Origin of the sequence: Grimontia hollisae CIP 101886, from assembly GCF_000176515.1 — a bacterium.
GTDB classification, from domain to species: Bacteria; Pseudomonadota; Gammaproteobacteria; order Enterobacterales; family Vibrionaceae; genus Enterovibrio; species Enterovibrio hollisae.
Genome location: NZ_ADAQ01000013.1, coordinates 523,368 through 537,749 on the forward strand (window position 1 = coordinate 523,368; position 14,382 = coordinate 537,749).

The 14,382-nt window shown below is 51.2% G+C and carries 7 protein-coding genes; 2 read left to right on the forward strand and 5 right to left on the reverse strand.

Annotation, left to right across the window (positions count from 1 at the left end):
* Positions 1-255: 255 nt before the first annotated feature.
* Complete coding sequence (locus tag VHA_RS15255) at positions 256-939, reverse strand: AraC family transcriptional regulator (protein ID WP_335596789.1); 684 nt, start codon at positions 937-939, stop codon at positions 256-258.
* A complete protein-coding gene (locus VHA_RS19155) occupies positions 891-1,046 on the reverse strand; it encodes a hypothetical protein (RefSeq protein ID WP_005505892.1) in 156 nt (51 codons plus the stop codon). Before VHA_RS19155 ends, VHA_RS15255 begins: the two co-directional genes overlap by 49 nt.
* A 126-nt stretch (positions 1,047-1,172) precedes the next feature.
* Here VHA_RS19155 and VHA_RS15260 point away from each other — a divergent pair, with 126 nt between their 5' ends.
* A complete protein-coding gene (locus VHA_RS15260; protein ID WP_005505893.1) occupies positions 1,173-1,979 on the forward strand; it encodes a sulfite exporter TauE/SafE family protein in 807 nt (268 codons plus the stop codon).
* Between the two features lie 123 nt (positions 1,980-2,102).
* Here the strand turns inward: VHA_RS15260 and VHA_RS15265 are convergent, their stop codons facing one another.
* The 3 genes from VHA_RS15265 to VHA_RS15275 all read right to left on the reverse strand — a co-directional run bounded on the left by VHA_RS15265 (position 2,103) and on the right by VHA_RS15275 (position 12,754).
* Positions 2,103-2,579, reverse strand: coding sequence for a Dps family protein (locus tag VHA_RS15265; protein WP_040529087.1), 477 nt, complete (start codon positions 2,577-2,579; stop codon positions 2,103-2,105).
* Positions 2,580-2,724: 145 nt separating this feature from the next.
* Entirely contained in the window at positions 2,725-3,462 is a 738-nt protein-coding gene (locus VHA_RS15270) for a glycerophosphoryl diester phosphodiesterase (RefSeq protein WP_005505897.1), read from the reverse strand.
* Between the two features lie 121 nt (positions 3,463-3,583).
* Positions 3,584-12,754: a retention module-containing protein gene (locus VHA_RS15275; RefSeq protein WP_005505899.1), complete on the reverse strand. Its 9,171-nt coding sequence runs from the start codon at positions 12,752-12,754 to the stop codon at positions 3,584-3,586.
* A gap of 405 nt (positions 12,755-13,159) precedes the next feature.
* On the opposite strand from VHA_RS15275, the gene VHA_RS15280 reads away from it, so the two are divergent.
* On the forward strand, positions 13,160-14,329 hold the full coding sequence (locus VHA_RS15280; protein WP_005505901.1) for a Card1-like endonuclease domain-containing protein: 1,170 nt from the start codon (positions 13,160-13,162) through the stop codon (positions 14,327-14,329).
* Positions 14,330-14,382: the final 53 nt, after the last annotated feature.

Consider the following 14,382-nt stretch of genomic DNA (forward strand, 5'->3'; position numbering starts at 1 on the left):
GGAAAATACAAAACGTGGTAATTTTTAAAATTGAGTCTAAAAGAATGTACTAAATTAAAATCACTTTGAAAGTGAATCAGCTGGCCTATAGGGAGACAACTTTCTTTGTAAATAAAACAAAATTTACATAAATTAATCTCATTACTTAAGGTAATAGTGTTGATATTTTTTAACCTATTTTTATCTTATTCATTGACACATATTGAAGTCGAAGGCTTTCCCTACAAGCCATGTTAGATTTGACTAAAATTCACCCTATCCACGTTTGGAAAAATAACGTGCAGGAGACTCTCCATAGACTTTTCGAAACATCGCAATAAAGTTGCTCGGTGTTGAGTAACCCAGAGCAAATGAAACGTCACCGACAGATATTCCTCTTGCTAACATTTCTAATGCATGTATTAACAATATCTGTTGACGCCACATGCTGAAACTCATCATGAACTCAGACCGAACCAGCCGCCTGAGTGTTCTTGAAGATATGGCACCCACACTGGCCCAGTGCTCTACAGATTTTGTGTTTCCGGGCTCATCCAACATCGACTGGGCTATCTTTTGTAATCTCGGGTCTTTCGGCAACGGGAAATAGAGATTTTCTTGGGGTGCCCGGCCAATTTCATCGAGAATGACGCCGAGAATGCGTGACTGCTCTGGAGATAAATCATTGGTTTTACTCCAGCTAACCACCCGGTCTGATAAAACGTTAAGCACCTCATTCATTTCGACAACGCAGGGAGAGCTTGGCAGCTGATGACATGAAAAAGGCGAAAACAATAATGACCAGCCTTTCAGCGAACCATGAAAAGAGACGCTGTGCATTGCCTCTGGCGGTATCCATCCCGCACGGTGAGGTGGCAGCAACCACGTCCCCTCCTCGGTGTTTACCTGTATCAGTCCTTCATCAATGCACAGTAGCTGTCCCCGGTGGTGACTGTGCATTGCATACGGGCGTTGAGAAAGATGAACCCTGTCATCGCACTCAAGTGACCATTTGCGTGCAATGAGGTCAGCACCTTCCCGCCACTCGCTGTAATCACAATTTTCATTCTGTATCCGGCGAACCATAAATGACCACTTTTCATTATTTAATGTCCATATGACGTTATCACGGCAGGCTTGTTTTCTTTTAGCATTTTAAGAAGCCCTCCGAATTCGTGTGACATGGAGTTTTTATGAATGAGTATTTGTTTATTTTCTATTATGTAGCAGCAGGCGCGGGCATTGGCTTGCTTGCCGGGCTTGTCGGTGTTGGCGGCGGAGGAATGGCAGTTCCTGTTTTTACGTTTCTATTTACAAAACAAGGAATAGGAAATGAAGACGTGGTTCATCTGGCGCTGGGAACATCCATGGCCGCGATGATTGTGACAACATTTGGCAGCATGAGAGCCCATTTAAAAAAAGGAAATGTTGATTCAAACATGGCAATAAAAATGTCTGGCGCGGTGCTTGTCGGGACATTTTTAGCAACGTTCACCGCCTCGTATTTACAGGGAACATACCTTGCCGGATTCTTTAGTCTGTTTATGCTTTTTGTGGCATATAAAATGTTCAGGGAAAAAGAATATAGTTTTAACCCTCATCCGCACGGGCCTGTAGCCAATACCTTTGCCGGGTTTGTAATAGGTTCAGTTTCCGCACTGGTATCAATAAGCGGGGCGGGACTCACTATTCCCTATCTGGCTCAACAAAATTTCGAGATAAAACGGGCAATAGGCACATCGGCTGCCATCGGTTTTCCTATCGCACTGTCTGGCAGTTTGGGTTACCTGATTAACGGCTGGAGTAACACTGATCTGGACAGCATGATATTAGGCTATATTTACCTGCCCGCGATGGTTACCTTTTCAATAAGCAGTTATTTCGCCACACGCATTGGCGTTCGTTTGGCTTGCTACTTTCCAAGTGAAACACTCAAGAAAATCATTGGGGTGCTTTGCGTCATACTCAGTATCAAGATGTTCTTCCAGGTGATTGGCTGACGTTTTCTGGAAAATCCACTTCTTCTAGCACCGCACCAGATCCGGCCTTAAACCCCAAAACACAGAGGCCGCCCATCGGCGGCCCCTGTCTTACGGAACATGGCTTACAAGAATCTTTACGGCTTAGCCGTTTTCACACATGGCACGGAGCATCCAGGCAGTTTTCTCGTGCTCACGCATACGGTCTGAAACCAGTGATGCTGAAGATTCATCGTCGGCATCCTGTGCCAGCTTCAGTACGTTGCGGGCTGTGCGGACAACCTGCTCATGGCCTTTGGTGAGGATATCTACCATCTCATCAGCTGATGGCACACCTTCTACTTCTTCAATGGCGCTCAACGCGGCAAACGCTTTGTAGGTGCCCGGTGCAGCCACGCCCAGCGTACGGATCCGCTCTGCGATTTCATCTACCGCTAATGCCAGCGCATTGTACTGCTCTTCAAACATCGCGTGGAGTTCGCGGAACTGCTTACCGGTCACATTCCAGTGGAAGTTGTGGGTTTGCAGGTACAAGGTGTATGAATCCGCCAACAGACGTTTCAGGCCCTCTGCAATTGCAATCCTGTCTTGCTCTTGAATACCAATATTAATTGTTGTCATATCCGTCCCCTTATCTCTTGCACTGTGATTGGCGAGGTTCATGCCTCAACCGTTTATGGAACTATCTTATGACGTGCTAAGTGATAGGTATAATCGTTGATGCGTATAGATTCAATATGTCATACCTATCACTTTTGTGGGGTTTTTAGCCGCTACGGTAACGGGATGGGAATTGGTGGCCGATGTCGGTAAATATGCCGTCTACCCCCCAGTTGAACAACTGGTTGGCACGCATCAGGTCATTCACGGTGTAAACATTCACGGCATAGCCCTGCTCTTTCATTTCCAACACCATTGTTTTGGTCAGGCCTTCGTTGGCAACATGAATGGCTTCTGCCTTACATGCTTGCAAGATGGAGAGCCACTCTTCCGGCAGTTGAGGTTCAAACAAGCAGGCGACCGGCACATCCGGACAACGGCGTTTAAATTCAGCCAAAGCCAGTGGGTTGAAGCTGGAAACCAACAGATCCAGGTTGTTGTCGAGCTTTTCCAACCCTTCAATCACTCCGTCGATCAGGCGTTCGGTATTATCCCAGCCGGAGGTGCAGGATTTAATTTCTACATTCACGTTAAGCTGGTGTTTGTTGGCCAGCGCAATGAACTGCTCAAAGGTGGGAAGCGGTTCTCCGATAAAATCATCACTGAACCAGCTACCTGCATCAATGTCAGCCAGATCGTCAATGGTCTGGTCGTACAGGCTGCCTGTGCGGTTGGTGCATCGGTCAAGGGTGTCGTCGTGGCTGATGACAACGGTGCCGTCAGCAAGGATATCAACATCACACTCCACCCACTTCAGGCCATGTTCGGCACAAAGGGCAAAGGCAGAAAGTGTATTTTCCGGGGCCAGGGCAGACATTCCCCGGTGTGCGTATAGGGTTTTCATTGTTCTTGTCGCCACTTGTGATTGTCTAGATATAAACTACCTCAAGCTTATTGATTCATCGAGCAATAATCGTAAAAAAGCACCGCTTTCGCAGTGCTTTAGCAGGGTGAAACGGGTTCGTTTAATCCAGCTTGAGTGTTTGGAGCTGCACCAGCTCCGTCAGGATTTGCGAAGGCGTAGCACTGTCTGTCAGACCAAGGTCAGTCAGGCCCATGCCACCAAGTACCACATCCTGAACCTTCATACTGCCTGGGGTCTGGGAGATATGCAGCGTCAGCCCGTCATCCGTTGTTTCTGGCGTAATGTAGCCCAGCAAGACATCAACACTGGTATTGCTGTCCACGGTGTCTGGCAGAAGCGCGGAAATATCCAGCTTGTCACCCGTGGTTTCGTTACCGAGGTCGAAATCGGTAATGGTATCCACAGCAACCGTGCCGGCTTCAACGTCTGACCCTGACCATGCAAAGGTGTCATCGCCCGTACCCCCTGTCAGGAGATCATCCCCTGCGCCACCGACCAGAATGTCATCGCCAAGGCCACCCGTCAGCGTATCATCACCGTCTCCGGCATAAATACGTTCGCCATCATCACCGGCTGTCAGTGTGTCATCAGCCTCAGTGCCAAACTGGGTGGTGGTGAGATCGAATACCACCAGTTGGCCGGACATCATCATGGATTCGAGGATTTCATCCTGTGTCAGCCCGGTCGCATCCATACCGAGCAACTCATTCAGCGTAACACCTTCGACGATGATGTTCTGAATCGGTGCGCTGGTGTCGTCCAGCACCTGAATGCGGGTGTTGCTTTCGACGGTTTGGATATCCAGACGGTTCGCCAAATCGGTGAATGTAATCATGCCGTTGGTATCAAACGCATCTGAGATATCAATCACGTCAATACCGGCTTCGAAGTCTTTGATGGTATCGGTCGCGACATTAGCGGCATCGCCAAAGTCGCCGGAGACCCATTTAAAGGTGTCAGCGTCGCCATCACCCGTGCCACCGACTTCGCCGCCCCAGATATCGTCATCACCTGCGCCACCGACCAGGATATCTTCACCCAGACCACCCACGACGACATCTTCACCCGCACCGCCATGGACCTGTGCCGGCGCATTGCCATCGACAACCAGATTGTCCGCGCTGTTGTCAGCATCGTTCAATACGCCTGTGGTCTCTGTGTCCACCACGTTGACATTGATGGTAAGTGTGGCTTCTTTCGGATCGCCATCCCCGACATCTGACAGTGCTGTGACCGCAATATCGCTTGGCGGCTGCGCACTGAAGCGCAGGTTGAGATCGCTCAGTGTCAGGGATTCAAGCTCAGTTTGGCTGAGTGTCCAGGAGCCGTCGCCGTTATTGGTGCCGACCGGTGCGCCAGAGACGTCCACCAGCTCTGCGGCGATGCCAAGGCCACTGAAAGTGAGCGAGAACTCATTGTCAATCGGGTCAACCAAGGTTGCCATCAAGCCAAGCAGTGGCACCAGTGCGCCGGTGGCTGCGCGCACAGACGCAAGTTGCGACGCAGCAGTAAGCGCCGGTGTATCGGATTTCGGTGCGACGACAATCGCCACGGTGTCACGATCAAATTTCTGTCCACCGGCACCCGCATTGCTGCGATCACGGGCCGTCATGGTCAGGCTGTCTTCGCCTGACGTGTTTTCTCCGGCAAACTGGTATTCAACCCCTTCTTGCAGCAGGGCATTGATGGCATCAATATTCCCTTCCAATCTGAGAAGATTGGTACCTTCACCAGAAATATCGATCTCTGCGTTTTCTCCCGACAGCGACAGCGTGCTGCCTGCGCCAACCGAAAGCTGAACATTCACAATGCCTGTGCCTTCACGGGCATCTACATCCTCGACCAGAAGATCGGTGATAGTCAGCACTGTATCTTCTTCAGCGTCATAACTGTCTGCCAGAATATTGACCGGTGCATCGTTCACCGCACTGACATTCACCGTAATTTGCTTGTTCACGACATCGTCAGACACCGCGCCGTTATCCACGGTCTGAATCACCAGATCCAATGTGAAAACGCCATTACCATCCTGCGGCGGAACGAAAGTCAGGCCATCGAGTTGGGTATCTGCCACTTCAACAACCACATTTCCGCCGTCAGCGGTTTCCGGTGTGACTGTCCCGGTTACCCCATCAGGCAACACAATTTGCCCGCCTTCCGGCACACCGGCAATCGTGATCAACAAGGTTTCCGGCGCATTTTCATTCACGCCCGGGCTTTCCTGCACGGCATCACGGTCGTCTTTGGCGCGGACTTCGACATCCAGTGCCACCGCGGTATCTTCTGTGGTTGCCGCTGAGCCTGCGACAAACACATTTGCGCCATCGCCTACTGGATCGACGGTGACAGAGACCGACTGGCTGAACCCGTGTGGCTGGTTCAGACTGCCTTCTTGTGTGAAAACCGTGACGTTGAATGCGACGGTGCCACTGAAATCAAGCGGTGGCTGCACTGTAATTGCCGAGAGCGATGCTAAATCTGCTATCGCATCTGCCGGGATGACCCAACTGCCTGCGCCTGCGTTCACCGCCGGAGCAGCCAAAGTGAAGCCCTCTGGCAGATTTTGGATCAAAACTGAAACCAGATGTTCAGAGCTATCAATATCGTTGAAAGATGCCCCGAGCTCAGCCAGAGAAATACCGCCGGAGGAGTCTTCGTCCCCCCGGATTTCCGCTACCGCATCTTCTGCCAGTTCGCTGCCGTTTTGGGTGAATGTCATCTCATCGTTCACGGCGGTGACATCGAAAAATAAGGTGGTGGAGATATCGCGCTGGTCTGTGCCCGTTGTGGCCGTGTCCGTAACAGAGATTTGGGCATCAAACTCTACCGTGCCACTGAAATCTTCAGCCGGTCTGAATTTTATATCGCCCAGTTCAGCGCCTGTCAGCGTAATCGTGGAAACTTCAGAACCATCACTCAGCACAAAGACGCCTGCGGAGGCGGGAACGGTCAGTACAGCACCACTGATCGCTTCTTCCCCGTTAGCACCGTCGGTGTCCGCAAGTGTTGCACGAAGACTCAGGGAAATCAGGCCATCTTCCAGTGCCTGCCCCGGATACGCGCCTTCAGTTTCACCCGGTTCAAGCGGTTGAGGGGAGATTTTATCATTCAGACCAGTGGTGCCATTCACCGCCAGCACAAATGCCAGCTCACCAGAATTATCACTCGGCTGCTCAGCCCCATCTGGCGGCGGAAGATCAACCAGCGGTTTCACATTCAGTTGAACCGGAAAAGTAGTCGTTTTGGTGTCACCACTGCGGCTGTCAATATTGACCACGGTAACTGGAATGGTCAGTTCCCCTGCATAATCATCCGGCGGTGTCACTGTCAAGCCGGAGAGATCGAGCCCGTCGGGATAAGGATTACCATTGTCACGACGCCCCGGTATTTCATAGATGTAAGTGTCGTTATCAATATGGTAGCGTGCGCCTCCAATGACCGTACCAGCAGGAATATCTGAGCCGTTAATGACTACCGTGACCTGATCAAACGGTGACGCTCCACTACCACCCGATGGAAAAACCAATGCTTCGCCCACGGCCGCCAATGAGATTTCGTTGTCCTCAAACCCTTCAATCACCACGGTTTCAGCCGGTGGCTCCACTTGATACGCTTCGTGCGGCGAGGATGTGGTGTTTTCATAGTTTAGGGTGATCACTGCGCTTGAGACAGGTGCCAGTGCACTACTGTCGCCTTCCCCTGCATCACCTTCATCTTGCACCATGGCAGAAATAGTAAACGTGGTCTGTCCAGAAGATTGTGGTGGCGCCATGATGGTGAAATCATTGGGATCGTTCAGCACCCAGCCACCCTTACCATCACTTTCGGCGTTGTCGACATAGAAACCATCTTCCAAATCGGTGATCACAATACGGATAACCACTTCGTCGCTGGAATCATCCGGATGGGCGAAATTCACCCCTTCCTGAATAACTATCCGCCCTTTACTGTCTGTAGAAATCTCTGTTACTGGCGTTCCGCCTTGCAGCAATTGTAATTCACCGGCTTCGGTTTCTACCCGGGCTTCAATATTGATATTGATAGTGCCTTCTACCACTTTCTCAGCCTGGCTGGCACCTTCAAAATCTTCTTGCCTGACGGTAACAGACGTGGTCAATGTCAGGTCGGCATCGCTGTGCTCTGCGCGTTTCACCTGCAATTGGTAACCGTCAGCAATCTGGGTGTCGGTCAGGGTGATTTCTCCTCCTACCGGTATCAGGCTGATCACGTCAGAACCTTTAACCAATTGTACGGCGTCGGTATCTGCAAAGCCGGAGATTGTCGCACCCACCACGTTTTCCACCACGCCTGGAGCATCGGAGTCCGGTGCACCAACAATGGTTAGATCTGGCTGCCAGTTGACAGTGATCCAACGATCTTCAAACCCTGTGATTTCCGGGTTGGTATAACGGTCATCGGCATCAATCACTGGCGAGTCAATGATGACTTCCACTACCGTGTCAATCGCTTTAGTATCACCGTCATTTTCGGTGGCAATCAAGCGTGTGACAATGTGCAGATCTTCGGTGGTATGTGTCGGCAACTTGATATACACATCCTGCCCTGCCAGCGCAGCAAGATCGACCGAGTAAGCCGGCACTGACATGCCGTTGTCATCGGTTTCCCACCCGGCAAATGCCAGTTCAACCTCCGTCAGTGATCCGTCTGCATGCTTGACAACAAACCCAACGCCCTGTGGCGGATTGACAATGATCATTGAGAGCGACTCGGAGGTGTCATCCGGTGCCTGTGCTTTTTCACCGGAGATCACGGTAAAATCAACAGCCACCAAGCCGTCGCCATCGACACCGTCCTCAGGCACTGTTGTCGTGACCTTGCCCGTGGCATCATCCACCAGCCATTGCCCCGGTTCCGTTCCCGGATTTTCAACCTCGAATGCTGGCGCGTCAGCCACACCCGTGACAATCACCGCCAGTGACGTCGCAGGAATAATGCGCTCATCAACAGGCGAGTCCGGTGCGGTGTCTACAACAATGCCTTCCACCTGAACGGTGAAGTTTTCGTTGCTGTGGACAGGCGGGATGATTTCCAGTTTATCGATGTCATCGACGGAAATGCGGTCTGTGTCAGTCAGCGGCGTCAGGACACCATCCTTATTGAGTTGTAATACCGCGCCGTCTGGCAAATCAAACAGCCTGACAAACAGTGATTCTGAACCATCGTTGTCCGAGCTCAGTGTGGTCAGTGAAATTTTGCCCGCCAGCGAGATCGCATCACCTTCAGCAAGTTCCGGTTCCGGGTTACCGGCATCCTCACTACCAAACACCCGCTGAACTGTCAGGCGTGCCTCGTCGGCTTGAGGTTCCACACGGAAGATTAACGAGGTTTCTGCTGACGCTTCTTCCGCGCTGGCCGGTGCAGATTCGGTAGAAATGGCTTTAACTGTCAGCGTCACATCACCGCTGAAATCCGGATCTGGCACAAAACGCACCTTATCCAGTTGGGATGGGTCTGAGAGTACATATGATCCGTTTCCGCCGGAAATGAATCCTCCCAGCAGCTCTCCTCTGTCCGGTGACAGAGTAAACTCGTACCTGAGGGTTTCAGAGCCATCTGAATCCTGCAACTCTGCTGAGATAAGATCTGCCAAAACAAAATCATCCGCACCGAAACGCACGTGATCTTCATCCACTTCAAACACACCATCAGCGGCTTCGCCGATCAGGCTCAGGTTTGGCACATCGGCCACACCTTCCACCGTGATGTCGAGGGTATCCACAGCCATCACCGGCGCATGACCATTCACGTCCAGTTCAACATCAAACTGGATGAGGTCGGTGCCATCAAAAGAGGAGTAATCCGGATCCGGCACAAAGGTAACGCCAGTAAGGTCAAAAATCAGCGGTTCATCTGTACTGACAGCGTCAAACATATCGGCGTTCAGTACTATGTTGCCATCGGCATCCGGCAAGATTTCTGCGCCATTAAAGTAAAAGGTGCCCCCGATATCGCCAGCTTCATCCCGAGTGGCCAGCGTGACTTCACCGTTCAGTACCAGTCTGCCACCGTCTTCAAAGGCTTCGCCTAAATCATTGTCACCCAGGTTGAGCTGCATATTGATGGGGATGCCTGCACTACCATCAACGCCGGCAGATTCGGTATTGGTGTCAGCCTGTCCCTGATCTTCGTTACCTGTGACATCGGTGAAGGACAAAGTAGGTATCTGATCGGTAATGGTCAGTGTGATTTCACCTTCTGCGGTGTCGCCGTCAAAGTCGGTCACCCGATATTGCAGGCCTTGTTGCAGCACTTCCTCCGGGTTTTCCAGATTCGGCTGCATAGTAAAGGTGATTTCGCCTACAGGCTCGTTGCGTGGATCAATAGCCACAGTGCCCAGCTTCAGCGACGCGTCACCGACTGAAAAAATGTCGATGTCAGTTGGGCGTGTTGTAGAAACGTCGACCCACTCACTGCCATTAAAGATGGCAGTAATGAAAGTCATCGCGTCGGCACCGCTCAGGTTTTCAATCCCCGGCACAGAAGCAGGGTCTGTCAGCGCAAAGACATCCACTGTCGCGGTAATTTCACCGGATGGCGCGTCATCCAACGTCATGTTGAGCGTACCCTGGGTATGTGGAACGTCATCGGTCACCACAATCGGCACATTAATGCGGGGAGACTCATCGCCATCTGCATCAACCGCGTACCCTGACAGGGTAAAGGTCAGTTCATTGGCGCCATCGCCTTGTTCGTGTACCAGCGCTGACAGGAGCTCAAAATCAAACGTACCGTCTTCATATAACTGGATCTGGAACACGTTACGGGTATTGCCACTGCCATCATCCGCCTGGCCAAAATAGGTTTTGGGATAGGTATTGCTCCCGGCATCATCTTCGACAAGCATGACGGGTGTCCCGACTTGATGTTCGCCGTCACCGGGGTCGGCCACCGCTGTCAGCGGAACCATTTCACCCTCTGAGTTTTTGACTAATATGGGCTCATTGGTTCTCAGCCCAAAACCGGATACCGTGTCACCGAACGTTTTATCTGGGTTGAGTGTAAGGGCGCTGTCATCATCACCCGCATTGTCAAAGTTCAGTGTGCCGCTGGCCTGAGAGCCCGGATGAGCGCCTGTTCCGTCATCAATGCCACTTTCATCTACCCGCACAGTATCACTGGCATCGATACCAAAAAGGGTAGAATCATCATCCAGCACCGCAAAGGTGATCACCCGGGCAGATTCAGTAGTAGGGTCATCCGGGTCAACAAGCCTGTCACCATCGGTGTCTTCAACCTGCACCGGCACTTCAATCACAATTTGCGAGCCATCCGCAGTTACCCGGCCAGACATATTTTCGGCACTGGGATCCTGTGGGTGGATAAGCGGCTGGTATTGAGTAAGGGTGGATTCAAGATCAACATCAAGGCCATTGGCCCCCTGTTTTGCTGACATGGAAAGTTCGAGAGCCGTCTCACCATTAATGCTGGCAGTGATGGTGAACATCGGGTTACCTTCTGAATCTGTGGTTTGAGTGAGAGTCACGTCGTCAACGTGCTCACCGGCATTATTCTGAAGCTCCAACAGCTCAGTTTGCAGTACGTCCATCTCTTCGATAGAAAGCGTGACCGGATTCAGCCTGTCTGTTGTCGCCTCAATCGTAAACGTCTCTGACACACTGCTGGGCGTGGATTGATCTGTTGGTGTTCCCTGTTCAAACAGCGCCACCACATCCAAGGCAAAGCCGCCTTCGTCCGTTCGTTTACCCCCCTCTGCCACTTCACCATCAATCAGCTTGAATGACACCTCCGACTCGTTGCTGACATCGCCATCAGCATCCGTCACTGTGAAGGGGAAAGTAAACGTTGTGCTGTCATCATCATTATCTCCGTCACTGTCGCCATGCTGGTCAAACGGTTGGTATTGGGTAACGGAATATTCGGCAGGCTCGCCCGGTGTGTCGGACGGCTTCAGTGAAATTTCGAGGATTTTTTCCGGTGTATCGCCATTGTCAGTGTAAAGCGTGATCACACCCGGGACCGAGGTATCTACCGTGGTTGGCTGTCCATGGCTGGTGATGCCAACAAACTGGGCCTCAGCAGCAGACGCATCAAAGTTGACGCTGGCTATCGAATCACTGCCGAGATCGCCCCCTTCTGTCGAGGTCGCCGTATTCCCGACCAGTGAGGCAGCCACCTCTGTCAGTTCTACGTTGGCATCAGCAATGGCCGGTGCAGCACCATCATTACTTTCGAGCGTGAGTTGCGCCGGGTTTTGCATCAAATCGCCGCCAGTGTCCGCCACTTGCAGCGGCAGGTTGATGGTAATCCTTTCACCATCGACATTAACGTAAGTACCGGCGCCCGATGTATGATCCAGTGGCCCGTTTTGAATCAATGTGGCGCTGACACTCAGGTCATTGCCATTTGGGGTCGCGGTGATCACCAGCTCCACCACGACGTCCCCGTTGACTGTCCCTGTGAGGGTGAAAGTACCCACACCGCTTGCATCAACGTTGGTTTGGCGGGTAAACACAACTGCGTCGCCATTAGCGGTGATCTGTGCAAGTTCGGCATCAACAATCGCCAAATCGCTTGGCGCAATCTGCAACGAGCCGGGAATAAGGGCTTCTGTGCCCGCTTCAATCACAAAATTGGTGGTGTCCGGCGTCCCGTAAGGGAGGATATCCCAATCGCCTTCGGTAACAGAAAGTGCGGCACGCTGTCCGCCGACAGCATCAATGTCCGGTGGTGTCACTGTGGGCGTCTCATCCTCAACAACATCGGCCGCGCCATCTGCCCCCAGAAGATCCTGTTCGTTGTCTCGGCTATCCAGTGGGCCTGTGGTATCAAACCCGGCTTCGGCCAGAGTTTCCGCATAACCATAATCCACCACAATAAAACCCGCATTGGCAGACCCCGCTCCTTCACCAGCAGCGGGCGCTTCAAACACTTCTGTTGGGTCAACACCGTCAAGAATCAGTTGTTGGAGTTGGGCAACATCAAGGTCAAAAGGCACATTACTGTCGTTGAACGCATCAGGATTGAAGGTGACGCCATGTCCTGCAGAGTAAAGTACAAATTCCGCATCGCTCATCGGCGTTAAACAAGATGCACACTTCCCATCAAAGACGAAACGTTGTTCGTTATTGCTGACAACGACAGAACTGTTGACGTTTGTCAACACAACCTGATTCGGTGCGATTTGCATTCCTTCACGGAGATTGACGATACGGGCATCCTCTGACACCAAATATGCTTGCCCTTGTACCTTGTCGACGTTAAATCCAATATCGAACTCATGACCAATCATAACTTTTTCCCAACTTACGCTCGCAATTTTTCATGCGAATCCATGTCGTTACCTGTTGTGCACAGAGTTTAACCAGTGGTGTTGTCGCTGTCTTATCTCTACCCGGCTAGTTGTATGTAATGCTCAACATTGAGAATTTCTGAGACAGGTTTCCATCGCGTTAACGCAACCCCATCTCGTTACTGACACAAATGACACTATTAATGGTAGGAAAATGAGGGAGAGTCGTACCAACTTTTCTCAATTGTTCTTTGGCTGTTCTCAGCATCCGGACAAAGCAACGCTGCTTTTCGCTAGAATTTGCAAGTAAGTACTTGAATATTGCGACCGATGCCCAGATATTACGGTGAAGAACAATAAGGAATAAGAACGAAATATTTTCTATTCGTTCCTAACGGAGTGATTATGGCCACACATGTCGGTATCATTGACCAAGATCCTGTCCGGTTGGTCACCGCCTTGCTGCACCGAAAGTCCAAGGCCGATAAAGTGATTTTTATTGGCGTTGAATGTCAAATCCCCCAGTACGAACAGCTAAGCAAAGTGCTGTCGCCCAAAGGGGTTAAAACAGAGTTTTTCCTTATCCCCTCAGACATCAATATTCCACTTATCAAAAGTAAGATTGAGGCGCTGGCGCGTCGCCTGAAAGATGAGTGCAACGACGTCTTTTTCAACGCCAGTTGTGGGTTGCGTCACCGCCTTTTGACCGCTTATGAAATTTTCCGCACCTACCACTGGCCAATCTATGTGATTGAGCCCTTCAGCGATGAACTTTGCTGGCTGTACCCTGATGGACAAAAGCAGGAGCAGGTAGAAGATCACATCAATATCAGTGATTATCTGACCATTTTTGGCGCCCGTTGCGAACTGCCTGAAGAGGATATCCGCAGCGTGCTGGATACCACCATTGAGACCTTGGGGCACAAATGGGCCAGCAATGCGTACGAATTGGGCCCGGGTCTGGCAACGCTGAACTATCTGGCAACCACCTGCCGCAAAGAACAAAGGCTGGACGTTGAGCTAAGCGAAAAACAGCAAGGCTACCGTGAACTGGGTATATTGATTGATGATCTGAATGAAGCAGGCTTGTCAACTTACCACAACGGCGTTTTGACATTTTCAAGCGAAGCTGCCCGACGCTTTGCCAATGGCGAATGGTTGGAGTGGTATGTTCACCACGTGGTGGAAGAAATCCAGCATGAGTTGCTGACGATTCAGGATTTATCGCTGGGCGTTCAGGTTTACCGGAAGATTGGCGACAAAGAAGTTCGCAATGAGCTGGATGTTGCCACAGTGGTAAACAATAAGCTTCATATTATCGAATGCAAGACCAAAGGCATGTCGAGCGACGGTGACGATACCCTTTATAAGCTTGAATCGATCCGTGACTTGTTGGGTGGCCTGCAAGCCCGGGCGATGTTGGTCAGCTTCCGCCCTTTGCGCCATCATGATATTACCCGTGCAACGGATTTAGGGCTGGCATTGATTGGACCGGACCAGCTGGGTGACCTGAAAACCCACCTCTATGAGTGGTTCCTGCGTGCAGGTGGCCATGACAAAGGCCTGTTTAACTGATCAACCTTTAAATAGCACCAAACAGGCATGAAAAAGCCGACGCAAAATTGCGT